Origin of the sequence: Streptomyces flaveolus (assembly GCF_044765825.1) — a bacterium.
GTDB lineage: Bacteria > Actinomycetota > Actinomycetes > Streptomycetales > Streptomycetaceae > Streptomyces > Streptomyces flaveolus.
On the sequence record NZ_JBIWKU010000006.1, the window covers coordinates 522,257 to 548,599 of the forward strand.

General features: G+C 70.7%; 24 protein-coding genes and 1 rRNA gene. 17 read left to right on the forward strand and 8 right to left on the reverse strand.

Annotation, left to right across the window (positions count from 1 at the left end; translation table 11 throughout):
- Positions 1-31: 31 nt before the first annotated feature.
- The 7 genes from ACIRG6_RS21460 (at position 32) to pstB (ending at position 8,194) form a co-directional block, all read left to right on the forward strand.
- Positions 32-2,284: an RNA degradosome polyphosphate kinase gene (locus ACIRG6_RS21460; protein ID WP_318213427.1), complete on the forward strand. Its 2,253-nt coding sequence runs from the start codon at positions 32-34 to the stop codon at positions 2,282-2,284.
- Positions 2,265-3,407: a CHAD domain-containing protein gene (locus tag ACIRG6_RS21465; protein WP_403324064.1), complete on the forward strand. Its 1,143-nt coding sequence runs from the start codon at positions 2,265-2,267 to the stop codon at positions 3,405-3,407. The genes ACIRG6_RS21460 and ACIRG6_RS21465 overlap by 20 nt, the downstream gene beginning before the upstream one ends.
- A 25-nt stretch (positions 3,408-3,432) precedes the next feature.
- On the forward strand, positions 3,433-3,852 hold the full coding sequence (locus ACIRG6_RS21470; protein WP_403324066.1) for an NUDIX hydrolase: 420 nt from the start codon (positions 3,433-3,435) through the stop codon (positions 3,850-3,852).
- Between the two features lie 208 nt (positions 3,853-4,060).
- Positions 4,061-5,191, forward strand: a complete 1,131-nt coding sequence (pstS, locus tag ACIRG6_RS21475) for a phosphate ABC transporter substrate-binding protein PstS (RefSeq protein ID WP_350722325.1) — start codon at positions 4,061-4,063, stop codon at positions 5,189-5,191.
- Between the two features lie 127 nt (positions 5,192-5,318).
- Positions 5,319-6,332, forward strand: coding sequence for a phosphate ABC transporter permease subunit PstC (gene pstC, locus ACIRG6_RS21480; RefSeq protein ID WP_350722327.1), 1,014 nt, complete (start codon positions 5,319-5,321; stop codon positions 6,330-6,332).
- Positions 6,329-7,387: a phosphate ABC transporter permease PstA gene (gene pstA, locus ACIRG6_RS21485; protein WP_318213432.1), complete on the forward strand. Its 1,059-nt coding sequence runs from the start codon at positions 6,329-6,331 to the stop codon at positions 7,385-7,387. The genes pstC and pstA overlap by 4 nt, the downstream gene beginning before the upstream one ends.
- Positions 7,388-7,417: 30 nt before the next feature.
- On the forward strand, positions 7,418-8,194 hold the full coding sequence (pstB, locus tag ACIRG6_RS21490) for a phosphate ABC transporter ATP-binding protein PstB (protein WP_030191650.1): 777 nt from the start codon (positions 7,418-7,420) through the stop codon (positions 8,192-8,194).
- Between the two features lie 117 nt (positions 8,195-8,311).
- Here the strand turns inward: pstB and pitH are convergent, their stop codons facing one another.
- Together pitH and ACIRG6_RS21500 are read right to left on the reverse strand one after the other, a co-directional pair.
- The gene (gene pitH, locus ACIRG6_RS21495; protein ID WP_318213433.1) at positions 8,312-9,310 is read right to left on the reverse strand and encodes a low-affinity phosphate transporter PitH; all 999 of its coding nucleotides are present in this window, start codon (positions 9,308-9,310) and stop codon (positions 8,312-8,314) included.
- A gap of 7 nt (positions 9,311-9,317) precedes the next feature.
- Positions 9,318-9,938, reverse strand: coding sequence for a DUF47 domain-containing protein (locus ACIRG6_RS21500; RefSeq protein WP_077799272.1), 621 nt, complete (start codon positions 9,936-9,938; stop codon positions 9,318-9,320).
- A gap of 227 nt (positions 9,939-10,165) precedes the next feature.
- Between ACIRG6_RS21500 and ACIRG6_RS21505 the strand changes: the two genes are divergently transcribed.
- On the forward strand, positions 10,166-10,543 hold the full coding sequence (locus tag ACIRG6_RS21505) for a metal-sensitive transcriptional regulator (RefSeq protein WP_239765744.1): 378 nt from the start codon (positions 10,166-10,168) through the stop codon (positions 10,541-10,543).
- Positions 10,544-10,554: 11 nt separating this feature from the next.
- Here ACIRG6_RS21505 and ACIRG6_RS21510 read toward each other — a convergent pair whose 3' ends face one another.
- On the reverse strand, positions 10,555-10,734 hold the full coding sequence (locus tag ACIRG6_RS21510) for a hypothetical protein (RefSeq protein WP_239765743.1): 180 nt from the start codon (positions 10,732-10,734) through the stop codon (positions 10,555-10,557).
- 68 nt (positions 10,735-10,802) lie between these two features.
- Positions 10,803-11,702, reverse strand: a complete 900-nt coding sequence (locus ACIRG6_RS21515) for a hypothetical protein (RefSeq protein ID WP_403324072.1) — start codon at positions 11,700-11,702, stop codon at positions 10,803-10,805.
- 536 nt (positions 11,703-12,238) lie between these two features.
- On the opposite strand from ACIRG6_RS21515, the gene ACIRG6_RS21520 reads away from it, so the two are divergent.
- A complete protein-coding gene (locus tag ACIRG6_RS21520) occupies positions 12,239-13,813 on the forward strand; it encodes an FAD-binding oxidoreductase (protein ID WP_403324074.1) in 1,575 nt (524 codons plus the stop codon).
- Positions 13,814-13,815: 2 nt separating this feature from the next.
- Here ACIRG6_RS21520 and ACIRG6_RS21525 read toward each other — a convergent pair whose 3' ends face one another.
- The gene (locus ACIRG6_RS21525; RefSeq protein ID WP_364674349.1) at positions 13,816-14,523 is read right to left on the reverse strand and encodes a phosphatase PAP2 family protein; all 708 of its coding nucleotides are present in this window, start codon (positions 14,521-14,523) and stop codon (positions 13,816-13,818) included.
- Positions 14,524-14,745: 222 nt separating this feature from the next.
- Positions 14,746-15,765: a C40 family peptidase gene (locus ACIRG6_RS21530; RefSeq protein ID WP_364674352.1), complete on the reverse strand. Its 1,020-nt coding sequence runs from the start codon at positions 15,763-15,765 to the stop codon at positions 14,746-14,748.
- Positions 15,766-16,148: 383 nt separating this feature from the next.
- On the opposite strand from ACIRG6_RS21530, the gene ACIRG6_RS21535 reads away from it, so the two are divergent.
- The 6 genes from ACIRG6_RS21535 (at position 16,149) to ACIRG6_RS21560 (ending at position 23,400) form a co-directional block, all read left to right on the forward strand.
- A complete protein-coding gene (locus ACIRG6_RS21535; protein ID WP_019526682.1) occupies positions 16,149-16,457 on the forward strand; it encodes a hypothetical protein in 309 nt (102 codons plus the stop codon).
- 205 nt (positions 16,458-16,662) lie between these two features.
- Positions 16,663-17,499 (forward strand): hypothetical protein, encoded by an 837-nt coding sequence (locus ACIRG6_RS21540; RefSeq protein ID WP_403324076.1) that lies wholly within the window; start codon positions 16,663-16,665, stop codon positions 17,497-17,499.
- Positions 17,489-18,841, forward strand: a complete 1,353-nt coding sequence (locus tag ACIRG6_RS21545) for a hypothetical protein (RefSeq protein ID WP_365020187.1) — start codon at positions 17,489-17,491, stop codon at positions 18,839-18,841. The genes ACIRG6_RS21540 and ACIRG6_RS21545 overlap by 11 nt, the downstream gene beginning before the upstream one ends.
- Before the next feature lie 14 nt (positions 18,842-18,855).
- Positions 18,856-20,397, forward strand: a complete 1,542-nt coding sequence (locus ACIRG6_RS21550) for an SCO6880 family protein (protein ID WP_372462633.1) — start codon at positions 18,856-18,858, stop codon at positions 20,395-20,397.
- A gap of 12 nt (positions 20,398-20,409) precedes the next feature.
- Complete coding sequence (locus ACIRG6_RS21555; protein ID WP_225635273.1) at positions 20,410-21,822, forward strand: ATP-binding protein; 1,413 nt, start codon at positions 20,410-20,412, stop codon at positions 21,820-21,822.
- A gap of 18 nt (positions 21,823-21,840) precedes the next feature.
- Positions 21,841-23,400 carry a type IV secretory system conjugative DNA transfer family protein gene (locus tag ACIRG6_RS21560; RefSeq protein ID WP_403324078.1) on the forward strand — a complete coding sequence of 520 codons (1,560 nt, stop codon included), beginning with the start codon at positions 21,841-21,843 and terminating at the stop codon, positions 23,398-23,400.
- A gap of 33 nt (positions 23,401-23,433) precedes the next feature.
- Here ACIRG6_RS21560 and ACIRG6_RS21565 read toward each other — a convergent pair whose 3' ends face one another.
- A complete protein-coding gene (locus tag ACIRG6_RS21565; protein ID WP_350722349.1) occupies positions 23,434-23,994 on the reverse strand; it encodes a GNAT family N-acetyltransferase in 561 nt (186 codons plus the stop codon).
- 94 nt (positions 23,995-24,088) lie between these two features.
- On the opposite strand from ACIRG6_RS21565, the gene ACIRG6_RS21570 reads away from it, so the two are divergent.
- Complete coding sequence (locus ACIRG6_RS21570) at positions 24,089-25,336, forward strand: sensor histidine kinase (RefSeq protein ID WP_365020182.1); 1,248 nt, start codon at positions 24,089-24,091, stop codon at positions 25,334-25,336.
- Positions 25,333-26,010: a response regulator transcription factor gene (locus ACIRG6_RS21575; RefSeq protein WP_364674365.1), complete on the forward strand. Its 678-nt coding sequence runs from the start codon at positions 25,333-25,335 to the stop codon at positions 26,008-26,010. Before ACIRG6_RS21570 ends, ACIRG6_RS21575 begins: the two co-directional genes overlap by 4 nt.
- 59 nt (positions 26,011-26,069) lie before the next feature.
- On the opposite strand, the gene rrf is transcribed toward ACIRG6_RS21575, so the two are convergent.
- Positions 26,070-26,186: ribosomal RNA gene (gene rrf / locus ACIRG6_RS21580) — 5S ribosomal RNA — on the reverse strand.
- Positions 26,187-26,343: the final 157 nt, after the last annotated feature.

Below are 26,343 nucleotides of genomic sequence, written 5' to 3' on the forward strand. Positions count from 1 at the left end.
TGTCCTGCGCGCGGCGCGGAAGAATGGGTTCATGAGGCAGCCGAACAGCCAGGCCGAGGTCCAGCACACGCAGCCCTCCGTGGGCTCCATCGCCGCGCACCGCCCGCACACCGTGGCCGCCACGGTCTCCGACCTGGAGCCGGACATCGACGCGGACCTGGACGCGTACGAGGAGTCGCCGGCGCCCGGCGGCGACGGCACCGGCACGGGCGCCGCCCTCCCCCAGGGCCGCTTCCTCGACCGCGAACGCAGCTGGCTCGCGTTCAACGAGCGGGTCCTCGAACTCGCCGAGGACCCGAACACCCCGCTCCTGGAGCGGGCCAACTTCCTCGCGATCTTCGCCAGCAACCTGGACGAGTTCTTCATGGTCCGCGTCGCCGGCCTCAAGCGCCGCATCGCGACCGGTGTGGCCACGCGCTCCGCCTCCGGCCTGCAGCCCCGCGAGGTGCTGGAGATGATCTGGGCCCGCTCCCGCGAGCTCATGGCCCGGCACGCCGCCTGCTTCCACGAGGACGTCGCCCCGGCCCTGGCCGAGGAGGGCATCCACCTGGTCCGCTGGAACGAGCTCGCGGAGAAGGAGCAGGCCCGCCTCTTCACCCTCTTCCGGCACCAGATCTTCCCGGTCCTCACCCCCCTCGCCGTCGACCCGGCGCACCCCTTCCCGTACATCTCGGGCCTCTCCCTCAACCTCGCGGTCGTCGTCCGCAACCCCGTCACGGGCCACCGCCACTTCGCCCGCGTCAAGGTCCCCCCGCTGCTGTCCCGCTTCCTCGAGGCGTCCCCCGGCCGCTACGTCCCCATCGAGGACGTCATCGCCGCCCACCTCGAAGAGCTGTTCCCCGGCATGGAGGTCCTGGAGCACCACGCCTTCCGCCTCACCCGCAACGAGGACCTGGAGGTCGAGGAGGACGACGCCGAGAACCTCCTCCAGGCGCTCGAGAAGGAGCTCATGCGGCGCCGCTTCGGCCCGCCGGTCCGCCTGGAGGTGGAGGAGTCCGTCGACCGGGAGGTCCTGGACCTCCTCGTCCGCGAACTGAAGATCGGCGAGGCGGAGGTCTACCCCCTGCCCGGCCCCCTGGACCTCACCGGCCTCTTCCGCATCCACAGCATCGACCGCCCGGAGCTGAAGTACCAGAAGTTCGTCGCCGGCACCCACCGCGACCTCGCCGAGGTCGAGTCCGCCTCGGCGCCGGACATCTTCGCCGCCCTGCGCAGCCGCGACGTCCTGCTCCACCACCCGTACGACTCCTTCTCCACCTCCGTGCAGGCCTTCCTGGAGCAGGCGGCGGCCGACCCGGACGTCCTCGCGATCAAGCAGACGCTGTACCGCACCTCCGGCGACTCCCCGATAGTCGACGCGCTCATCGACGCGGCCGAGTCCGGCAAGCAGGTCCTCGTCCTGGTCGAGATCAAGGCCCGCTTCGACGAGCACGCCAACATCAAGTGGGCCCGCAAGCTGGAGGAGGCCGGCTGCCACGTCGTCTACGGGCTGGTCGGTCTGAAGACCCACTGCAAGCTGTCCCTGGTCGTCCGGCAGGAGGGCGACACCCTGCGCCGGTACAGCCACGTGGGCACGGGCAACTACCACCCGAAGACGGCCCGCCTCTACGAGGACCTCGGTCTGCTCACCGCGGACCCGCAGGTCGGCGCGGACCTCTCCGACCTGTTCAACCGCCTCTCCGGCTACTCCCGCCGCGAGACCTACCGCCGCCTGCTCGTCGCGCCCAAGTCCCTGCGCGACGGCCTGGTCTCCCGTATCCACAAGGAGATCCAGCACCACCGCGCCGGCCGCCCCGCCCACATCCGCATCAAGGTCAACTCGATGGTCGACGAGGCCGTCATCGACGCCTGCTACCGCGCGTCCCAGGCGGGCGTCCCGGTCGACGTGTGGGTACGCGGCATCTGCGCGCTCCGCCCGGGCGTGGCGGGCCTGTCGGAGAACATCCGGGTCCGTTCCGTCCTCGGCCGCTTCCTCGAGCACTCGCGCGTCTTCGCCTTCGGCAACGGCGGTGAGCCCGAGGTCTGGTTCGGCAGCGCCGACATGATGCACCGCAACCTCGACCGCCGTATCGAGGCGCTCGTCCGGGTCACCGACCCGGCCCACCGGGCGGCCCTGAACCGGTTCCTCGAGACCGGCATGTCCGACGGCACCGCCTCCTGGCACCTCGGGCCGGACGGCGAGTGGACCCGGCACGCGACCGACGCGGACGGCCAGCCCCTGCGCAACGTCCAGGAGATGCTCATAGACGCCCGGAGGCGCCGGCGTGGCACAGCAACACCTTGACCCGACGAACCGCCTGGCCGAGCCGGCCGAACCGGCGAGCGCGGCCGGACCGGTTCCCGCGGAAGCCCTCGCGTGCTACCTGCGTGCCCAGGCCACGGAGTTCCTCCGCGCCCTGCGCCTGCACCGCGAGTCGGGCACGGGCGCGAACGGTTCGTCCGGCTCAGGCGTCGGCGACGGCTCCGCGGGCCCCGTGGACGCGGCCCGCGCCCTGCGCCGCGCGGCCCGCCGCCTCAGCGGCACCCTGCACACCTACCAGCCGCTGCTCGACGCCGACTGGGCGGAGGGCATGCGCCCCGAGCTGGCCTGGCTGTCCGGCACGCTGGCGATGGAGCACGCCTACGCCTCGCGCCTGGAACGCCTGCTCCAGGCGCTGCACCGGCTGTCCGGCTCGTCGGCGTTCCCGGCCCGCCGGCAGGTGGCGGCCGCTGCCGTGTCGGCCACCCTCCCCGCGCCCCCCGCGGCCCCCGCGCCCCCGGACCGCGGCAACCTCACCGTGGGCGCGGCCAAGGCGGGCGCCCTGCTCGACCGCCAGCTCACCCTGGCCCGCACCCGGGCCCACTCCACCGCCCTGCAGGCCCTGGGCAGCAGCCGCTTCCACGCGGTCGCCGACAAGGTCGCGTTACTGGCCAGCGAGGTGCCCCTGCGGGCGACCGCGGACGTCACCGCCGACCTCCGTTCGCTGGCCGGAGCGGCGGAGGGCCGCCTCGCCGACGCGGTGGCCGCGCTGCCCCTGGTCACCGCGGGCCACCCGTACAACGCGGAGGCGCTGATCCACGGCCTGTCCCCGGACCCGGCACCTCACCCGCAGGACGCCCCCTGGCACCAGGTACGCCTGCTGCTGCGCCTGCACCGGTACGCCCGCGAGGTGCTGGCCGGCGAGGACGGCCCGGGCGGTGAGGACGCGCGCCTGCTCACCGCGGGCGAGGCCCTCGACCGCCACCGCGACGCGTCGGAGGCCGCCGCCGCCGCGGCCCAGGCCGCCCGCACGCCCCGCATCGCCCCGGCGACGGCGTACGCCCTCGGCGTGCTCCACGCCGACCAGCGCCACGAGGTGGAGGCGGCACGGTACGCGTTTCAGCACGACTGGCAGCACAGAGGCGCCCGCCCGGCACCGGCACAGTGACCCGCGAAGGGACGGCGAACCCCGCATGAGCACTCCCGAGGACACCATCGTCCGCGCGGCCGGCTGCGTGCTGTGGCGCCGCGCCCCCGGCGCCGGCGAGCCGCAGCTCTGCCTGGTCCACCGGCCGAAGTACGACGACTGGTCGCACCCCAAGGGCAAGCTGCTGCGCGGGGAGGACCCGCTCGCCGGCGCCCTGCGCGAGGTGGCGGAGGAGACGGGGTACGCCGCGTCGCCCGGCGTCGAGCTGCCCACCGTGCGCTACCTGGTGGACGGCCGTCCCAAGGAGGTCCGGTACTGGGCGGCGGAGGCCGTCTCGGGCGGCTTCACCCCGAACGACGAGGTCGACCGCATCCTCTGGCTGCCGGTCCCGGCCGCCCGTGCCCGTCTCACCCAGCCCAGGGACCGGGCGCTCGTCGACGCGCTCCCGGCCGAGCTGCGCCCCTAGGGGGACGATCCGTACGACGGGTGACCCGGAGACCGCGCCGTGTCATCGACGTAAGCATTCCGTGACCTCACCGCACCGTCCACAGGGGTTCACCCCTCGTTCATTCACGCCCATCGGCGGCTTCACCTGTTCTGCCTAATTTCGGCCGTAGACAGTCCTCGCACGCCGCCGGATTCAGGACGGCGGCTCCTGGAAGGAACTCCCTCAAGTGAAGCTTCAGCGCATGAACCGGCGGGCCCTCGCTCTCGGTGCTCTCGCCGTCTCCGGCGCCCTGGCCCTCACGGCGTGCGGCTCCGACGACACCGGCGGAAACAGCAACGGCGGCGGAGCCTCCGCCAGCACGCAGGCCGGCAACATCAAGTGCGACGACGCCAAGGGCCAGCTCCAGGCCTCCGGCTCCTCGGCCCAGAAGAACGCCATCGACGCCTGGGTCAAGCAGTACGTCGCGGCCTGCAAGAGCGTGCAGATCAACTACAACCCGACCGGTTCCGGCGCGGGCATCACCGCGTTCACGCAGGGCCAGACCGCGTTCGCCGGTTCGGACTCCGCGCTGAAGCCCGACGAGATCGAGGCGTCGAAGAAGGTCTGCAAGGACGGCCAGGCCATCGACCTGCCGATGGTCGGCGGCCCGATCGCCGTCGGCTTCAACGTCCCCGGCGTCGACAGTCTCGTCCTGGACGCCCCGACGCTCGCGAAGATCTTCGACAGCAAGATCTCCCACTGGAACGACCCGGCGATCGCCAAGCTCAACCCCGGGGCCAAGCTCCCCGACCTCAAGATCCAGGCGTTCCACCGCTCCGACGAGTCCGGCACCACGGACAACTTCACCAAGTACCTGAAGGCCGCCGCGCCGAAGGACTGGTCGTACGAGCCGGGCAAGTCCTGGGAGGCCAAGGGCGGCCAGTCCGCGCAGGGCTCCTCCGGCCTGGCCGCACAGGTGAAGCAGACGTCCGGCGCCATCTCGTACTTCGAGCTGTCGTACGCCAAGGACGGCATCAAGACGGTCGACGTGAAGACCGAGGCCGCCGAGCCGGTCAAGGCCACCGTCGACAACGCCACCGCCGCCATCGGCGCGGCCAAGGTCGTCGGCACCGGCAAGGACCTCGCGCTGAAGCTGGACTACACGCCGACCGCCGACGGTGCCTACCCGATCGTCCTCGTGACCTACGAGATCGCCTGCGACAAGGGCAACAAGGCGGAGACCCTGCCCGCCACCAAGTCCTTCCTGAACTACATCGCCTCGGAGGACGGCCAGGGCCTGCTGGCGGACGCCGGCTACGCCCCGATGCCCACCGAGATCATCACCAAGGTCCGCGAGAACATCGCGAGCCTGAGCTGACCCGAGTGCGGTCCGGTCCCTGCCCGGGGCCGGACCGCACCGTCCGGTGCACCGCCGCCAGGAGCCCCCGCACGGACGGCTCCGCCCGAGCCGCCGCGTACGGCGGCTCCGCAGACCGGAGAACCCGATGGACATAACCACTGACCCCCAGAAGCCAGCAGCAGCCCCCGTACCCCAACAGCCCCCGGGCCCCGAGGCCAAGCGCGCCGCACGCGGCGCCACCCGGCCCGGCGACCGGATCTTCGTCGGGCTCTCCCGCGGGTCCGGCATCCTGGTGCTGGTCATCATGGCCGCCATCGCGGCCTTCCTCACGTACCGCGCCTCCCTCGCGATCAGCAAGGACGAGGCCAACTTCTTCACCAGCTTCGACTGGAACCCGAGCGGCGACCCCTCGGAGTTCGGCATCGCGGTCCTGGCCTTCGGCACCGTCGTGTCGTCGATCATCGCCATGGCCATCGCGGTCCCCGTCTCGGTCGGCATCGCCCTGTTCATCACGCACTACGCGCCGCGCAAGCTGGGCGGCGCCATCGCGTACGTGATCGACCTGCTCGCCGCCGTGCCCTCGATCGTCTACGGCCTGTGGGGCGCGCTCTTCCTGGTGCCGCACATGGACGGGCTCTTCGGCTGGCTGGACGAGTACCTCGGCTGGACCGGCATCTTCGAGTGGAACGGCGGAGCGCCGCGCTCGCTGCTCACCGTGGGCGTCCTGCTCGCGATCATGATCCTGCCGATCATCACCAACGTCAGCCGCGAGGTCTTCCGGCAGGTCCCGCGCATGCACGAGGAGGCCGCACTGGCCCTCGGCGCCACGCGCTGGGAGGTCATCCGGATGTCGGTGATCCCCTTCGGCCGCTCCGGCGTCATCTCCGCCTCGATGCTCGGCCTCGGGCGCGCGCTCGGCGAGACGATGGCCGTGGCCATGGTGCTCTCGCCGACCTTCGACATCAACGCCAGCCTGCTCGACCCGGGCGGCGGCACCTTCGCCCAGAACATCGCCAGCAAGTTCAACGAGGCGACCGTGATGGGCCAGGACGCGCTGATCGCCTCCGGTCTGGTGCTCTTCGTCATCACGCTGCTGGTCAACGGCGCGGCACGCATGATCATCGCCCGCCGCAAGGAGTACTCGGGGGCCAACGCATGAGCCACGCAACCCTTACCCCCAAGAGCCGCAGCTCCCTGCGCGGCGCCACGCTGCCCCAGTGGTTCCCCTGGGCGGTCGCGGCCGGCTCGGTCGCCGCGGGCCTCGGCATCAGCACCGCGGCCGGGCTGAACAGCAGCATCCAGTGGGCCCTGATCGCCGTGGTCCTCTTCGTCGGCGGCACGTACGCCATCTCGGCCCGCGTCGAGGGGGGCCGGCAGGCCAAGGACCGGGTGGCGACCAGCACGGTCTGGGTCGCGTTCCTGCTGGCCCTGATCCCGCTGCTCTCCCTGATCTGGGAGACGGTCAAGCGGGGCGTGAAGGTCCTCGACGGCTACTTCCTCAGCCACTCGATGGGTGTGGTCGCCGACAGCGAGCCCGGCGGCGGCATCTACCACGCCATCCTCGGCACCCTGGAGCAGGTCGGCCTCGCCACCCTGTTCTCCGTGCCGATCGGCGTGCTCACCGCGATCTACCTGGTCGAGTACGGCCGCGGCCGGCTCGCCAAGGCCGTCACCTTCTTCGTCGACGTCATGACGGGCATCCCGTCGATCGTCGCGGGCCTGTTCGTCCTCAGCCTGTGGGTGCTCATCCTGGACATGGGCCCGTCCGGCGTCGCCGGCTCGTTCGCCCTGTGCATCCTGATGATCCCCGTCGTCATCCGCTCCACCGAGGAGATGCTCAAGCTCGTCCCGAACGAGCTGCGCGAGGCGTCACTGGCGCTCGGCGTGCCGAAGTGGCGCACGATCCTGAAGGTGGTCCTGCCGACGTCGGTCGGCGGCATCATCACCGGCGTCATGCTGGCCATCGCCCGCATCACCGGCGAGACGGCCCCCGTGCTGCTGCTGGTCTGGGGCACCGACTTCATCAACGCGAATCCGTTCCAGGACCCGCAGGAGTCGCTGCCGATGTACATCTACCTGCAGTACAGCGCGGGCTCCGACGCGGCGTACGACCGTGCCTGGGCGGCGGCCCTGACGCTCATCGCGTTCATCATGATCCTCAACCTGGTGGCCCGCGGCATCGCCCGCTGGAAGGCACCGAAGACCGGTCGCTAAGGCCCCGGACCGAAAGAAGCAGTGATTCACATGGCCAAGCGCATCGATGTCAGCGGCCTCAACGCCTACTACGGCTCCTTCCTGGCCATCGAGGACATCTCGATGACCGTCGAACCCCGATCCGTGACGGCCTTCATCGGCCCCTCCGGCTGCGGCAAGTCCACCTTCCTGCGCACCCTCAACCGCATGCACGAGGTCACCCCCGGCGGCCGGGTCGACGGCAAGGTCATGCTCGACGACGAGAATCTGTACGGCGCCGGCATCGACCCGGTGGCCGTGCGGCGCGAGGTCGGCATGGTCTTCCAGCGCCCGAACCCGTTCCCGACCATGTCGGTGTACGACAACGTCGCGGCGGGCCTCAGGCTGAACGGCAAGTACAAGAAGTCCCAGCTGGACGACATCGTCGAGAAGTCGCTGCGCGGCGCCAACCTCTGGAACGAGGTGAAGGACCGCCTGAACAAGCCGGGCTCCGGCCTCTCCGGCGGCCAGCAGCAGCGTCTGTGCATCGCCCGCGCGATCGCGGTGGAGCCGAACGTCCTGCTCATGGACGAGCCCTGCTCCGCCCTGGACCCGATCTCCACCCTCGCGATCGAGGACCTGATCGGCGAGCTGAAGGAGCGCTTCACGATCGTCATCGTGACGCACAACATGCAGCAGGCGGCGCGCGTCTCGGACCGTACGGCCTTCTTCAACCTGGCGGCCGTCGGCCAGCCCGGCAAGCTGATCGAGATCGACGAGACGGAGCGGATCTTCTCCAACCCGTCGGTCCAGGCCACGGAGGACTACATCTCCGGCCGCTTCGGCTAGGCCGGATCCGATCCCCTCGCGGTGCTGCATGGCGGTGCCACCGCGAGGCGCACAAGGGCCCGCCCCCGGAACGGGGGCGGGCCCATCGCCTTGCTCATGCCTGCAGCCGCGACCCGGCTACAGGAACGCCAGATCCACCAGCCAGTACGAACACGCCGCCACCAGCGCGGCCGCCGGCATCGTGATGAACCACCCCAGGATGATGTTCTTCGCGACGCCCCAGCGCACCGCGTTCACCCGCTTCGTGGCCCCCACACCCATGATCGCCGACGTGATCACATGCGTCGTCGAGATCGGCGCGTGGAACAGGAACGCCGAACCGAACATGATCGACGCCCCCGTCGTCTCCGCGGCGAACCCCTGCGGCGGATCAAGCTCGATGATCTTCCGCCCCAGCGTCCGCATGATCCGCCAGCCGCCCGCGTACGTCCCGAGCGACAGCATCAACGCGCAAGCGATCTTCACCCACACCGGAATCGGATCGCCGTAGTCCTCGACATCGGCGATGACCAGCGCCATCACCACGATGCCCATGGTCTTCTGCGCGTCCTGCAGACCGTGGCCCAGCGCCATACCCGCCGCCGACACCGTCTGCGCGATACGGAAGCCGCGCTTCGCCTTGTGGGGGTTGGACCGGCGGAAGAGCCACATGATCGCCGTCATGACGAGGTAACCGACGACCAGACCGATCACCGGCGACACGAACATCGGGATGACGATCTTGTCGACCACTCCGTGCCAGTACACGGTCGTGCTGCCCGCCAGCGCCGCGCCGACCATGCCGCCGAACAGCGCGTGCGAGGACGACGAGGGCAGGCCGAAGTACCAGGTGATGAGGTTCCACACGATGGCGCCGATCAGCGCCGCGAAGAGGATCCCCATCCCCTTGGAGCCCTCGGGTGTCTCGATCAGCCCCTCGCTGACGGTCTTGGCGACCCCGGAGCCGAGAAAGGCACCGGCGAGATTCATCACGGCGGCCATCGCGAGCGCCGCCCGAGGGGTCAGCGCCCGCGTCGACACGGACGTCGCGATCGCGTTCGCCGAGTCGTGGAAACCGTTGGTGTACGTGAAGAAGAGCGCGACCCCGATGGTCACGATCAGAGCGAAGGTGTCCATGAAGGGGTCAGGACTCCTTGACGGCGATGGTCTCCACCGTGTTCGCCACGTGCTCGAACGCGTCCGCCGCCTCTTCCAGCACGTCCACGATCTGCTTCAGCTTCAGCACCTCCATGGCGTCGTACTTGCCGTTGAAGAGGTGGGCGAGCAGCTTGCGGTGGATCTGGTCGGCCTGGTTCTCCAGCCGGTTGACCTCGATCCAGTACTCGGTGAGGTTGTCCATGGTCCGCAGGTTCGGCATGGCCTCGGCGGTCAGCTCGGCGGCCCGGGCGAGCACCTCGATCTGCTGGTCGACGCCCTTGGGCAGCTCCTCGACGTTGTAGAGGACGACCAGGTCGACGGCCTCCTCCATGAAGTCCATGATGTCGTCGAGGGACGACGCGAGGGAGTAGATGTCCTCGCGGTCGAACGGCGTGATGAACGAGGAGTTCAGCTGGTGGAAGATCGCGTGCGTGGCGTCGTCACCCGCGTGTTCTGCGGCCCGCATACGCTCTGCGATCTCGGCCCGGGCGGGTGCGTCCGCCCCGAGCAGTTCCATCAGGAGCTTGGAGCCCGTGACAATGTTGTCCGCGGACGCGGCGAACATGTCGTAGAAGCTCGTCTCCCTGGGGGTCAGACGAAAGCGCACGTGGGGTCCTCGGGATGCATCGGTTTCGGTCAGGCTGATGCTAGGCGCATCATCCGGCCACGGCTAACGGGCCGTCCCCCAGTGTCGCCCATGATGCAGAGTGATGAGCAGGGGGGCGACCCGAGGCCTTGCTCCGCGCTGCCTCCAGGGGCCCCCTACCCCGGAAAATTCGGTACCATATACCCACTAGGGGTATCTGTCGGCAAACTGCCCAACAGGAGGACGCGATGACGACCACCGAGGCCGGCGCAGGCGCGCCCTCCTCCACCGTGGACACGGTGGAGACGGACGGGACGGACGTCGTCACGGACCACGACCGCGGCGTGCACGGCTACCACAAGCAGAAGGACGAGCACCTCAAGCGCCTGCGCCGCATCGAGGGCCAGATCCGCGGCCTGCAGCGCATGGTCGACGAGGACGTCTACTGCATCGACATACTCACCCAGGTCTCCGCCTCGACCAAGGCCCTGCAGTCCTTCGCCCTGCAGCTCCTCGAGGAGCACCTGCGCCACTGCGTCGCCGACGCGGCCGTCAAGGGCGGCTCCGAGATCGACGCGAAGGTGGAGGAGGCGACGAAGGCGATCGGCCGCCTGCTGCGCACCTGAGCCGGCGGGGCCTACTGGTCGGCGCCGGCGCCGCGCTCCTCGGCGACCCTCAGCACCTCGTCGATGCTCTCCAGGCTGAGCCGCTCCCGGGCGGCCGAGGCCGCGATGATCAGCTCTCCGCAGAGTTCTATCTCGGCGAGCGCCACGTGGTCCTGAACTGCCGTACCGCCGACCGGAGCCACGCGCGTCACCTCGTCTCTGCCGTCACCAGCTTCCTAGAGTAGGGAGCGGTCTACGCACCGCGCATGGCACGGAAGGGCTAGTTCTTGCCGTCCGCGCCCTCGCCCGGTCCTCCGCCCGCGGCCTCTCCCGGCCCCTCGGCGATCTTCCCGGCGTAGATGTCGTCCTCCTCGGGCAGCCGTACGCGCACGGCGGCGCCGAAGTCGTAGAGCAGTGTCGTCGAGGCGACGGCCACGGTGCCCTCGCTCTGCCCGTTGGCGAAGCTGAACCGGTGCCGGACCTTGCGGATGCGGCCCGCGTCGTCGAGATAGGCGTCGAACGGCACCTCGGTGGTGGCGAAGCCCTCGGCGGCCGCGGCCAGCGCCGCCTTGTTGCCGTCCGAGGCGTCCCGCGCCGCCCGGGTGAGGTCGGCGGTCCCCCGGTAGTGCCGCACCGCGATCCCCGCGACCTCGGTGCGCCCCACGTACGTCGCGGTCCGCGTCCCCCGCAGCACCTCGGCGGCGGCGAACGGGTCCGTCGCCCCGCCGGTCACCAGATTCCCGTCGGAGAGCGTGGCGGTCGCCACCCGCACCCACTTGTCGTCGGGCACGCCGGCGCCCCGGTTCTTCATGAACAGCGCGCCGGGCGCCAGCAGCTCGGTGATCGGCCGGTGCCCACTCGTGCCCGCGGGGTCCTGCGGCAGCCTCACCTTCAGTTCGCCGAGCCGCTCGCGGAAGTCGTACACACCCTCGCCGCGGATGGTCACCCGCGTGCCGCCGCTGGCCATCTCCATGGCCGTGCGGGCCTTGGAGCTGCCGGCGGCCACCAGCTGGTCCGCGGCCCGGTGCAGCACGCGGACCGGATCCCCGGGCGGGGCGTCCTCCACGGCGGCTCCCTGCCCGGAGCACCCGGCCGCGGCCAGACCCGCGCCGACCACGGCCCCGACGACGGAGACCGCCCCCGCCCTCCTGCCCCACCGCTCCCTCTCCCGCCCGACCATCCGCCACCTACCCCAGCCGACACGGCCCGTCCCGGACCCCCTGTCGTCCCGGTTAACGACGGGTGGGCGACGCCGGTAACGTTGTGGCCGTGGCTCAGCAGGACGCTCGTGAAGCTCCCCAGGACATCCCGGAACACAGCACGACCACGGTCGAACAGGGCGCCTTCTGCGTGGCCCGCTGCACCTGCGGCTGGCGAGGCCCGGCCCGCAGAGCCAGAAGCCAGGCCCGCACAGACGCCCAGTCCCACCCCACGCCCGCGTAAACCGCGGGCAATCGTGCAGGGCAGCACGGCAGGCCACACCGACACCCCGTCAACGCGCACCGCGCAAGCCGCGAACCGCGGGCAATCGTGCCGCCAAGGCCGGCACGGGTGGGCGCGGCGGCACCCCGCCGACGCCGGGCCGCGCCATCCACCCCCGGCCCGCGCGCCCGCCCCCGCACGCCACGCCGGGCACCCGGACGGCCCCACCCATGGAACCCCCACCCCCACCGCCCCGTCTCCCTCCTAGACCCCCCACGGGACGAGGAGACGCACATGAACCGGCGCACCTTCCTGGGTGGCACCACAGCCGCCACCCTCTCCCTCACCCCCTCAACCGCCTGCACGGGCGCGCCCCCTGACACCTCCTCCGGTGCAGGCAAGAACCCCGCCCCCACCCCCCGCCTCACCCGCACGGCCACCTCCACCAGGCCGGCCGCCACCCCTGCCACCTGGACCGCCTTGGCCAAATCCCTCGACGGCCCCCTCGTCCGCCCCGGCGACCAGCCCTGGCGAACAGCCCACCAGCTCTACAACACCCGCTTCGACGCCCTCCGCCCCACCGCCGTCGCCTACGCCGCCCACCCCGACGACATCCGCACCGCCCTCTCCTACGCCCGCGCCCACCGCGTTCCCGTCGCGATCCGCAACGGCGGCCACTCCTACGCCGGTTGGTCCTCCGGCAACGGCCGCCTGATCATCGACGTGTCGAAACTGAACCGCGTCCGGGCGAGCGGCAACCAGGCCACCGTCGGCGCCGGCGCCAAACTGATCGACGTCTACCGGGCCCTGGCCGCCAAGGGCGTGACCATCCCGGCCGGTTCCTGCCCCACCGTCGGCATCTCCGGCCTCACCCTCGGCGGCGGCCACGGCGTCGTCTCCCGCGCCTACGGCCTCACCTGCGACAGCCTCACCCAGGCCACCCTGATCACGGCGGACGGCAAGCAGCTCACGGCCGACGCCACCGACCACAAGGACCTGTTCTGGGCCCTGCGCGGCGCCGGCAACGGCAACTTCGGCATCGTCACGGAGCTCCGCTTCCGCACCCACCCCGCACCCCAGGCCGTATCGGCGTACCTGACCTGGCCCTGGGCGAAGGCCGCCGCGGTCGTCCGCGCCTGGCAGGAGTGGGGCCCGGACCAGCCCGACGAGATCTGGTCGTCCCTCCACCTCGAGGCCGGGTCCCGCGGCACCCCGACCGTGTCGGTCGCCGCCTTCTCCCTCGGCACCTACGGCGAGCTGCAGAACGCGGTCGACCGCCTCGCCGGCCGTATCGGCGCCTCGGCGAGCAGCGTCTCCCTCAAGCGTCGTTCGTACGAGGCGTCGATGGAGGTGTACGCCGGCTGCTCGTCGTTCGCCACGGACGCCCGGTGCCATCTCCCCGGCACCACGCCCGGCCGGTCACCGCAGGGCGCGCTGGGGCGCGAGACGTACGCGGCACGCTCGGACTTCTACGACCGTTCCCTGCCGCCCGCCGGCATCCGGGCCCTCCTGGCCCAGGTCCGCTCGGTGCGCGGCGGCGCCGGCAGCATCGCGTTCACGGCGCTAGGCGGTGCGGTGAACCGCGTCGCGCCGACGGCCACCGCGTTCGTGCACCGCCGCTCCCGGATGCTGGCCCAGTACCTCGCCGCCTGGCGGCCGGGCACGAGCGGCGCGACGGCCCAGTCCTGGCTGGCGTCCGCGTACGGTGCCATGCGCCCGTACGCCTCGGGCGCCGCGTACCAGAACTACGCGGACCCGGCCCTCAGGGACTGGCGACGGGCCCATTACGGAGACGCGGCCCCGCGCCTGGCGAAACTCAAGAGCCAGTACGACCCGGACCGCGTCTTCACCTTCCCCCAGGCCCTGTAGGCCTAGGCGGCGAGGTCCCGCTCCTCCGCCCCGGCGTTCTCCTGCCGGGCGCCCGGGATCACGGAGCCCCGCCCCTCTTCGGCCCGCCCCCGCGCGCTGACCAGCCATCCCGCCCGCGGCGACCGCTCGACGGCCTTGACCAGCGGCGTCAGCAGGGCCATGGCGACCGGCGACAGCAGCAGCGCGACGGCCGTGCCGAGGGCGAAGCCGCCGATGACGTCCGTCGGGTAGTGCACGCCCATGTAGACCCGGGCGAAGCCGCCGAACAGGGCCAGCACGATCGCGCCGATCCCGAACTTCCGGTTGGCGACGAACAGCGCGACGGCCAGTGCCATGACGAGCGTCGCGTGGTCGCTCACGAAGGAGAAGTCGTCCTTGCCGGACACGAGCACTTCCAGCCCTTCGTGGTCCTTGAACGGCCGGGGGCGCTCCACGAAGCCCCGTATCGGCACGTTCACGAGGACGGCGATGCCGGCCGCCAACGGCGCCCACACCAGCGCGGCCACGGACGCGGCAGCGTCCGCACCGCCCCGCCGCCGCACACCCCACCAGCACCACAGCACCAGCAGCACGATCGCGAACAGCAGTCCGTACTCACCCACGAACTCCATGACCCGGTCGAACCAGTGCGGCGCGTCCTTGGCCAGTCCGTTGATGTCGTAGAGCAGCTCGACGTCGGGGTTCGACCCGGATTCGGCGAGTCCAGCCATGGTGCAGCGGCCCCTTCGTCATGTCCTCCGGCGCACCTTGCGCACGCCTCTCCTGCCACCCCCGTGGTCGTAGATCCGCCGGCTCCTCATGTGCCGCACACCTACACGACAACAGGAACGCACGGTCCCCGTTGATACGTTCCACACTCCACCGAATGATCACGCAGACGTTATCGAAGAGAGATACGTCGTCGCAGCTCAGGGGATGGGTTCACGTTCGGTTCACACCGCTGTGGGCAATGCTTTCGCGCCATCTTCGGTCACCCGGGTGGCCCCGAAGTAGTCAGGCGTGTCGACCGGATCGAACCGGATCACGGCCCCCGGCCGCGGCGCGTCGATCATGTACCCGCCGCCGACGTAGATCCCCACGTGCCGGATGGCCCGGGAATTGGTCAGGTCGTCGGAGAAGAAGACCAGGTCACCCGGCAGCAGCTCGTCCCGCGCGGGATGCGCCCCCGCGTTGTACTGGTCGTTGGCGACCCGGGGCAGCTTGATCCCGACACTCTCGTACGCGGCCTTCGTCAGCCCCGAGCAGTCGAACCGCCCTCCCTGGTCGGCGGTCCCGTTCCCACCCCACAGATAGGGCGTCCCCAGCTTCTTCTGCGCGTACGCGATGGCCCCGGCGGCCTGCTCGGACGGATCGACCCGCGTGGTGGGCGCCGCGAAGCTCTTCTCCAGCGTCGTGATCACCTTGACGTAGTTCTGGGTCTCCTTGTACGGCGGCACGCCCTGGTACTTGATGACCGCGTAGGCCCCCGCGTTGTAGGAAGCCAGCATGTTTTCGGTCGCGTTCCCGGGCACGTCCTTCACGTACGACGCGAGAGAGCAGTCGTACGACGCCGCCGACGGGATCGCGTCCGCCGGATCCCACACGTCACGGTCGCCGTCCCCGTCCCCGTCGATGCCGTGAGTGGCCCACGTCCCGGGAATGAACTGCGCTATCCCCTGCGCCGCCGCGGCGCTCCGCGCCTTGGGATTGAAGCCGCTCTCCTGGTAGAGCTGGGCGGCGAGCAGCGCGGGGTTGATCGCGGGACACAGATTGCCCCACTTCTGCACCAGCCCCTGGTACGCCGCCGGCACGGCCCCCTTGGCCAGCTTCTTGGCCCCGCCGCCCACACCGCCCGCGAGGTTCCCGGCAACGATGTAGACGCCGACGACCAGCAGCAGAACGAAACTGACGCCCAGTCCGACCGCGGCACCGCCGATGAACCACACTTTACGCACGGCCCAACCCTTCCCCATCCAGCTGCTACCCAGGCCACGTCCAGCAAGTGTGACGGTATTTCACCGGAGCTTCGTGGCAACCGATTGGACGCGGGCGCGCGCCCACCGGAGAGGCGGAGTCGCAGGAGTGGCCAACGACGAACCACGCGGCAAGTTGCGGACCCACCTCATTGCCCACCGTGACGCTCCGTGATACACAGAGTGACGATACGAATCTTTGCATACCGGTCAGCGCCACCTTACGAGGGAACGGCGGGGACCGGTGGCAAGCTATTCGTACGAAACCCGCCAATGGATGACGCCAAGTCGACATACGACGGCGCCGTTGTCGGCGACAATGAGGCCTGACCTCTGCACGAACGCAGAGGGCGCGGAACTACCCAACAGGGGCGGTGACTTACATGCTCTTTGCGGCCGACGAGGGAGACATCAACACCATCATCGGAGGGATCGCTCCGGACTGGGGCCCCTTCGGCAGCCTGGGCAACGAGGCGAAGGTGATGATCGAGGTGGTGATGGCCGTCGCCATCCTGCTCTGCCTCGGCATCGCCATCTGGGGCGCCGCCAAACAGCGCATCGGCGCGACGGCCCTCCGGGACACCTTCAGCGCCGAACAGGGCAAGGGCCTCATCATCGCGGGCCTGACGGGCGTGTTCATCATCGGCTCGCTCGGCACGCTCTTCACCATCGTGTACGGCATGGCCGTGTAGGCGGGCGCGCGGTCCACCGGCCCCGCCGGGCGCGCCCGGCTCCCCCTCCATCCCACCCGCCCGTCGTGCCCACCGGCTGAGGTTGCGTTTCCCTGATGTCCAGTCACCACACCGCGCCCGAGCGGGAGCCAGCACCGCTACCGTCATACTTCTACGGCATGGTGTACGAGGTGTTCCCGCACGACGTCGAGGGGGCGTACGCGGCATGAGTCTCGGAGACGACCACCAGTCCTCCGGCGGTTACGGCGGCACGGGCCAGACGCGGACGCGGCTGCCCGACAACGGCGGCGACGCGTACGGAGGTGCGCGCCGCGGCGGGCGCTCGTCCTCGCGCAGCCTGGTCACCGTGGTCGGCGTGGTCGTCCTGCTGATCGCCGCGATCGCCTTCGCGAACCGTGGAGGAGACGATTCCGCAACGTCCGGCGAGGCGGCGACCGGCGACAAGCCGCACACCTCGGCGACGGCACCGTCCGGCGACCGGCCGGTGACCACCAAGGCAGCCGGCATCCCCTCGGGCTTCCCCCACGACCAACAGGGCGCACAGAGCGCAGCGGCGAACTACGCGGTGGCGCTGGTCTCGGCCGACATCCTCAAGCCCGCCCGGCGGGCCGAGATGATCCAGCAGGTCTTCGTAGCCGACAAACAGACTGCCCTCTCGGACAAGTTCGCCAAGGCCTATACGAAAGAGTTCCTCAGAAACATCGGTCTCGACCAGAACGGCAATGCGACAGGTGGCAACACCTACGTCTCTCGCACCCTGCCCATCGGCACCAAGACCACGAGCTACTCCGAAACCGCCGCATCCGTCGATGTCTGGTGCACCGGGGTCTTCGGCACGGCCGGAGCAGAGTCGACCAACCCGGTCAGCAGCGACTGGTTCACCATGACGCTTCAGCTGCGCTGGGCGAACGACGACTGGAAGGTCGACAGCTTCTCCCAGCAGGACGGACCCGCACCAGTTCCCGGAGACAACAAGGCGTCCAACGCCGATGAGATGGCCAAGGCCGTCCAGGAGTACGGAGGGTTCACGTATGCCCGGTAGCCCGCGCCACGTACTCAAGGTCGCCGCCGCCGTCACCGCCGTACAGACCGCGGCCGTACTGCTGGCCACCCGTGCTGTCGCAGCCCCCACACCGTCACCGACGCCGTCGGACGACAACTGCGACCTCATCGTCGGCCCCGCCAAGGACTACTGCGAGCGCGGGGAATCCGGCGGCGGATCCACCGGAGGTACCGGTGGGGACGCCCCCGGCATCACCTCCACCCTCGACCCCCTCTCCTCCCTCGCCAAGGGCTGTGCCGACGCCGCGTCCTGGACGATCGACAAGCTCAGCGCCGCCGTACAGGACACCGCGAACGTCGACTTCACGAACCAGAAGTTCCTCCAGCAGTACGCCGTCGTCTTCGCGGCGTCCACGATCCTCACGCTCCTCCTCTGGCTCCTCGCTGTCGCGAAGCGAGCCGTGCGCGGCGTCCCCCTCACCACCGCGCTCTCCGAGGCCATCGGGTTTCTCTGGCTCACCGTCCTGGCGTCGGCGTTCACGCCGCTGATCCTCTACACGGTCGTCTCCGCCACCGACGGCGTCACCGACGTCCTCGCCAAGGCCACCGGCGATCAGACGGACACCTTCTTCGGCACGTTCTCCGGCGCCCTGGAGAAGGGCGAGGACATCGGCGGCGGCCCGATCATGCTGATCGTCGTCTCCCTGGTCTCCATCCTCGCCGCCGGCGTCCTGTGGCTGGAGCTCGTCATCCGCGCCGCCCTGCTCTACGTCGGCGCCCTGCTCGGCACCGTCGTCTACGCCGGACTGGTCGACAAGAACCTGTGGGGCCACGTCCGCCGCTGGGCCGGGATCATGATCGCCGTGATCCTGGTCAAGCCCGTCATCGTCATCGTCCTCGGCCTCGCCGGGGCGCTCTCCGCCGACGACGGCCCCGACGCCTTCTCGGCCGTCGTCTCCGGCCTCGCGATCATCCTGCTCGCCATCTTCGCGTCCGCGATGATCTACCGCTTCGTCCCCGGCTTCGGCGACGAGATCGCCGGCTCCCGCAACAACCGCATCATGCAGGGCGCCGAAGGCAAGGCCGCGGCCGTCATCAGCTCCCCGGCCAACCTCGTCGCCCAGGGCATCAGAACCCACAGCACCCGCCACAACGGCGACGGCGGAGGCGGGGGCCGGTCCAGCTCCTCCTCCGCGTCCCGCCCCTCCAACCCCGCCTCCGGCGGGGTCGCCGCGCACAGCTCGCGCCCCTCGAACGGCGGCGGCGGAAATGTCCCCTCCGCCGCACCCGCACCGCGCTCCGGCAGCCCGGTGAACACGCCCCATGCCAGCAACACCCGCAACAGCGGAACCAGCAACAGCTCAGGAGGTGACGGGCGTTGACGACCGAGTCCCACATGTCCCATCCGGTCACGCCCCGCCGTACGTATCTGATCGGCCGCGCCCGGCCGAACGCGATCGTCGGACGCAACCGCGAGACCGGCGAGATCGCGCTGATCATCGTGGGCGCGTTCCTCGGCATGATGTGCGGGCTCCTCGTCCCCGTCCTGACCCTGCGCATCGTGCTGCTCATGGGCTTCCCGCTGCTCGCGCTGGCGGCGGTCTACGTGCCGTACAAGCACCGCACGTTCTACAAGTGGTTCGAGATCAACCGCAGCTACAAGCGGACGCTGCGCAACGGCACCACCTACCGTTCCGGCGTCATCGAGGCCGGCACCCGGCTCGACGGCCGGGAGATCGAGGTCGGCCCGCCGCCCGGCATCGGCCGCATCACCTGGCTGGCCGCGCCCTTCGGGCCGGACGAGATCGCCGTACTGCTGCACGCCGACCGCAAGACCGTGACCGCCGCGATCGAGATCGAGGGCCCCGGCGTCGGCCTGCGCGACTCCGAGGACCAGGAGGCCCTCGTCGACCGCTTCGGCACCCTGCTCAAGCACGTGGCCAACGGCGACGGCTTCGTCACCCGCATCCAGATGCTCGCCCGCACCCTCCCGGCCGACCCGGACGCGCACGCCAAGGACGTCGCCGTACGCGGCGACGACAAGGCGCTGCCGTGGCTGCAGCAGTCGTACGACCAGTTGCAGTCCATGGTGTCCACCAGCAGCGAGCAGCACCGCGCGTATCTCATCGCCTGCATGCACTACACGCGCGAACTGGCCGCCGAGGCCCACACCATGGCCCGGGCGGCCCGTCCGCAGAACGGGCGCAAGGTCGACCGGGACGCGGGTCTCGCGGTGGTCATGGCGCGCGAGCTGACCGACATCTGCTCGCGCCTCCAGGAGGCCGACATCCGCGTCCGCCAGCCGCTCGGCCAGGGCCGGCTCGCCTCGCTGATCCACGCCATGTACGACCCGGACCACCCGATCGACCACATCCAGGCGATGACCAAGCGCAACGCGTGGCCGGCCGAGCTGGACGCCATGGAGCCCACCTACCTCCAGGCCAAGACCCGCGAGTCGTCCACCCGCGCCCCCTGGTGCCACGCCACCGCCTGGATCAAGGAGTGGCCGATGACCCCCGTCGGCGTGAACTTCCTCGCGCCGCTGCTCGTCCACACCCCGGACGTCATCCGGACGGTCGCCGTGACGATGGACCTCGAGCCCACCGAGGTCGCCATCGAACGCATGCTGACCGAGAAGACGAACGACGAGGCCGAGGCCTCCCGTGCCGCCAAGATGAACCGGACCGTCGACCCCCGCGACATCGCCGCCCACGGCCGGCTGGACCAGCGCGGCGAGGACCTCGCCAGCGGCGCGGCCGGCGTCAACCTGGTCGGCTACATCACCGTCTCCTCCCGTTCCCCCGAGGCGCTCGCCCGCGACAAGCGGACGATAAGGGCCTCGGCCGGAAAGTCGTACCTGAAACTGGAGTGGTGCGACCGTGAGCACCACCGCGCCTTCGTGAACACACTTCCGTTCGCCACCGGCATCCGAAGGTAGGGGCTGAGCCTGATGCGGGACCCGCTGTCCGTCCTCACCGACGCCTTCACGTCCTTCCTGTTCGGGAAGGTCGAGACGACCCGCCTCCCGGTCCGCACCTCCACGGGCCAGGCGCAGGCCGTCTATCTGCCCACCGCCGCACCCGGCCTCGGCGACTCCGGCGTGATCATCGGCCGCGAGGTCTACTCCGGCAAGGGCTACATCTACGACCCCTTCCAGCTGTACGGCCAGCAGCTCCCCGCCCCGCACTGGCTGGTCCTCGGCGAGTCCGGCAACGGCAAGTCGGCCCTGGAGAAGACGTACGTCCTGCGCCAGCTCCGCTTCCGCGACCGCCAGGTCGTCGTCCTGGACGCCCAGGGCGAGGACGGCGTCGGCGAGTGGAACCTCATCGCGCAGGAGCTGGGGATAACGCCCATCCGCCTCGACCCGATGGCCGCCCTGGACCACGGCATCCGGCTCAACCCCCTGGACCCGGCGATCACCACGACGGGGCAGCTGGCCCTGCTCCGCACGATCATCGAGGTCGCGATGGGGCACGGCCTGGACGAGCGCTCCGGTTTCGCGCTCAAGGTCGCGCACGCCTACGTCAACGAGACCATCGTCGAGCGCCAGCCCGTCCTCACCGACATCGTCGAGCAGCTCCGCCACCCCGAGCCGGAGTCGGCCGAGGCGATGAACGTCGACATAGACGACGTACGGGCCTGGGGTCTGGACGTGGCGCTGGTGCTGGACCGCCTCGTCGACGGTGACCTGCGCGGCATGTTCGACGGCCCGACGACCGTCGGCATCGACCTCGACGCGCCGCTCATCGTCTTCGACCTGTCCCACATCGACCGCAACTCCATCGCCATGCCGATCCTCATGGCCATCGTCGGCGTGTGGCTGGAGCACACCTGGATCCGCCCCGACCGGAAGAAGCGCATCTTCCTGGTCGAGGAGGCCTGGCACATCATCAACAGCCCCTTCGTGGCGCAGCTGTTCCAGCGGCTGCTGAAGTTCGGGCGCCGGCTGGGTCTGTCGTTCGTGGCGGTGGTGCACCACCTGTCGGACGTCGTGGACGGGGCGGCGGCGCGGGAGGCCGCGGCCATCCTGAAGATGGCGTCGACACGGACGATCTACGCCCAGAAGGCCGACGAGGCCCGGGCGACCGGCCGGGTGCTCGGCCTGCCCCGGTGGGCGGTGGAGATCATCCCGTCGCTCACGCCCGGCATCGCGGTGTGGGACGTCAACGGCAATGTGCAGGTGGTCAAGCACCTGATCACCGAGACCGAACGCCCCCTGGTCTTCACCGACCGCGCGATGACCGAGTCCTCCGCCGACTTCAACGACGACGCCCTGCGCGCCGCCGAACTGGAGGCGGAGGAGCGGGCGGCGGCCTTCATGGAGCAGCACATCGGCGACTCGTCCGAATCGACGGTGGCGTAGGCGCGGCGGGAGCGACGCATGAGACCGGACGACCGCCGTGACCAGCGGCCGGGACAGCAGGGCGGCATTCCCGACGGCCTGCTGATCGGCATACTCGCGTTCCTCCTCGGCATGACCCTGCTGGTGTGGACGGCGACGGGCCTCGCCGGCCTGTTCTCCCACGGCTCCTGGCCCGCCGGCATCACCTTCGCCGGCACCCCCCTGGCCATGCGCCACCTGATCGGCCGCCCCCACGACATCGCCGGCGCCTGGCCGGACGCCCCCGCGGCGGAACTCTCCGGGTACGGACTGTTCTGGGGGCTGTTCATCGGCCAGCTGATGGTGCTCGTCGTCCTGGCGGTGTTCGTCATGGGCACGGTGGCCCGCTGGAAGGCGGTACGGCTCCAGCGACGGGCCGCACAGTCACCGGCGGGGCACGCGCCGCCCCCGCCCGCCACGACGCAGACCCCGCCGCCCTCCCAGACGCAACCGGCCTGGACACCGCCCCCGGCAGCACAGGCACCCCCGGAACCGGAACCGGCACCGGTCGCACCCCGCCACGAGGTGCCGACCCCGAGGACCGCCCCGGAACCCGCACCGGCCGCCGAACCCCAGGCGCAGCCGGCGACGGAACAGGCGCCCTCGGCCTCCCCCCTGGGCGGCAGCCGCGGCGGACGGGAAAAAATCCTGCTGGGCACCAGGGAGAGCCGCCGCTCCACCGCGACGCAGGCCGTGAGCGACGCGGACGGCCCCGCCCTCGTCGTCACGTCGAACCCCGCCCTGTGGCAGGACACCAAGGACGCCCGCTCCAAACTGGGCCCCGTCCTGCTCTACGACCCCGCCCACCTCTGCGACACCCCGGCCCGCCTCCACTGGTCCCCCACCGCGGGCTGCGAGGACAAACCGACGGCCGTCGCCCGGGCCACCGCGCTCCTCACCCCCGTACGGCCCACCGCCCGCCTCGACCAGGCCGTCAGCGACACCGCCACCACGCTCCTGCGCAGCTACCTCCACGCCGCCGCCATCGACGGCCGCACCATCCGCCACGTCCACCGCTGGTCCCAGGGCAGCCAGATCCAGGACGCCGTACGCATCCTCCGCACCAACCCCAAGGCCGCCCCCGGCGCCGCGGGCGAACTCGAAGCAGCCCTCACCGCCCACCCCGAACGCCGGGACATGGCTCAGCAGCTGACCACCCGTGCCCTGGCCGCCCTCTCCGTGGTCAATATCCGGGAGGCGTGCACTCCCAACCGAACTGATGCCCTCACCTTGGATTCCTTCGTCCACGAACAGGGCACCCTTTACGTGGTGGGGGAATCCATCGAGGACCCCCGGACGAGCCCCGGCGCCATGCCGCTGCTGACGGCGCTCGTCTCCAGCGTGGTCGAGCGCGGCCGGCGCATGGCCGAACGGTCATCCTCCGGTCGGCTCGACCCACCACTGACGCTCGTCCTGGACGACGTCGCCGCCGTGGCTCCGCTTCCCCAGCTCCCGGAGCTGCTGGCCACCGGGGCGGACCGGGGAATGCCGGCCCTGGCCCTGCTCCGGTCCCGCGAACAGGGCCGCGCCCGCTGGCCGCACGACGAGCTGCCGGTGTAGCCGGGGCGAGGACGCGAGGTGGGGGACGAGGGGTCAGCGTTCGACGACGAACTCCAGCTCCATCTCCTCCGGCTTGCCCGCCAGCGGCACGGTCCGTCCGCTCGGCGCGAACCCCGCCTTGAGATAGAAGCCCTGGGCCCGTCCGTTGTCCTCGTGCGCGATCAGCCGCACCCGCTCCGCCCCGGCGGCCCACGCCCACTCCAGCCCGGCGTCGAACAGCGCCTTGGTCAGTCCGCTCCCCCGCCACTCGGGCCGCACGAACACGCCGACGACGTGTCCCTGCTTCCGGTCCACGGGAAAACCGGCCCAGTCCGTCGTCCCGGCCTCCTCCATCAGCACCGTCAGCGTGCCGAGCCACTGCCCGCCCGGCCCCTCCGCGACGATCTGCCGGGCCCCGGACGCGCCCTCGGCGGCCCCGGCCGCCCGCTCCTGCCAGTAGGCGTCGGACCGGCCCACGGCGTCGTCGTAGGTCTCGAGGAAGGCCAGGTGCGCGATCGGGTCCCGCAGCGCGCGCAGCCGCAGCTCCTTCACGGCGGGCCACTCGTCGGCACGTATGGACCGGATCACGTAGTCACCGGGTACGGAGGCACTCATGCGGGCCACCGTAGTACCCCGGTACTACGCCCCTCATCTCATATACGGCTCCGGGACGGACGTCCGCCGCCCCGGCACGCCCGAAGATGGTCGGATGGAGCCCGTGGTGGAAGAGCGAGCGGCCGAGCCCCTCACCGAGTACGTACAGCGCGTCAACCGGCGGGTCCGTGCCTTCGACCGGCGCCGGCCACTCGTGTGGGACTTCCACTTCACCGCCTTCTGGGTCACGGCCGCCCTGATCGATTACGCCGGCGGCGGCTGGCGCAGCGTCGCCCATGACCCCGGCGTCCCCGGCGGACTCGTCCTCGCCATGAGCCTCGGCCTCTCCGTCCCTCTGCTCTGGCGCCGCAGCCACCCCCGCGCCGCCCTCCTCGCCATGGCGCCGGTCGCCGTGGCGAACGTCTGGACGGGCGCCGCCCTCCAGGTCTCCCTGCTCCAACTGGTCCTCTTCTTCCACATCACCCTGCGCCTGCCCCTGCGCAACCTGTGGTGGGCGACTGCGCTGATGACGGTCCCGACGTGCGTCACGCTGGCCCGCTACGGAGAGGAGGTGGGCCCGTGGAACCAGCAGATCGGCTCGCAGGTGCTGTCCATGGGGATCGTGGCCCTCATCGCCATCACGGTCCGCACCCGCCGCAATTACACCGAGGTCCTGGAGGACCGCGCCCGTCGCCTGGAGATCGAACGCGACCAGCAGGCCCAGCTCGCCGCCGCCGCGGAACGGGCCCGCATAGCCCGCGAGATGCACGACATCATCGGCCACAACCTCTCCGTCATCACGGGCCTCGCCGACGGCGGCCGGTACGCCGCCGCCAAGTCCCCGGAACGCGCCGCCCAGGCCCTCGACGCCATCGGCACGACCAGCCGCCAGGCCCTGGGTGAACTGCGGCGCCTGCTCGACGTCCTGCGCGACGAGGAGAGGGAGCAGGCCGAACTCGCCCCGCAGCCGGCCCTCACCGACCTCGACCGGCTCGTCGACGGCGTCCGCAAGGCCGGTCTGCCCGTCCGTACGGCCATCAGGGGCGACGCAGCACTCCCCCCGGGCCGTCAGCTCGCGCTCTACCGCGTCATCCAGGAAGCCCTCACCAACACCCTCAAGCACGCGGGCCCCGACGCCACCGCCCAGATCGACCTCTCCTACGAGGCCGGTGGCGCCGTCACGCTCACCGTCACCGACACCGGCCGGGGCGGTCCGGCCCCCGCGCTCTCCGACGGCCGGGGCCTGCCGGGCATGCGGGAGCGAACATTCTTGTACGGCGGCACACTTGAGGCCGGCCCGCGCCCACGGCCCGACCGGGGCTGGCGCGTCCATCTGTATCTACCGGAGGAACCCGCGCAGTGACCACCGTCCTCATCGCCGACGACCAGCCCCTGCAGCGTTTCGGCTTCCGGATGCTCCTGGAGAGCCAGGACGACATGACGGTGGTGGGCGAGGCCGCGAACGGCGCCGAGGCCGTCCGCATGACGGCCGAACTCCACCCCGACGTCGTCCTCATGGACGTCCGCATGCCCGGCCTGGACGGCATCGAGGCCACCCGCCGCATCATCGCCGCCGGCCACCGCAGCCGGGTCCTCATCCTCACCACTTTCGACCTGGACGAGTACGCCTACGCCGGCCTGCGCGCCGGTGCCTCCGGTTTCCTGGTGAAGGACGCCCAGCCGGAGGAGCTCCTCTCCGGGATCCGCGCGGTGGCCACGGGAGACGCGGTGGTGGCCCCGAGCCTGACCCGCCGTCTCCTCGACGCGTACGTCCACCATCTCCCGGCCGGCTCTGCGGCCGACGAACCCTCCGACGGCTCCCCGGACTCGCGTCTGGCCTCGCTCACGGACCGCGAGCGCGAGATCCTCACGGTCATGGGCCAGGGCTGGACCAACACGGAGATAGCGCAGCGCCTTCATCTCGCCGAGTCGACAGTGAAGACGCATGTGGGCCGCATCCTGGCCAAGACGGGCTCCCGGGACCGCGTCCAGGCGGTCATCCTGGCGTACGACACGAAGCTGGTGAAGCCGTCCTGAAAAAGGACCTGAAACGCAGAAAACCCCGCACCGTAAGGTGCGGGGTCTTCCCAAAAATTGTTCGGCGGCGTCCTACTCTCCCACAGGGTCCCCCCTGCAGTACCATCGGCGCTGAAAGGCTTAGCTTCCGGGTTCGGAATGTAACCGGGCGTTTCCCTAACGCTATGACCACCGAAACACTATGAAACTGTCAACCGCACCATGTGTGGCACATGGGGTTGTTCGTGGTTTCAGAACCAACACAGTGGACGCGAGCAACTGAGGACAAGCCCTCGGCCTATTAGTACCGGTCACCTCCACACCTCACGGTGCTTCCAGATCCGGCCTATCAAC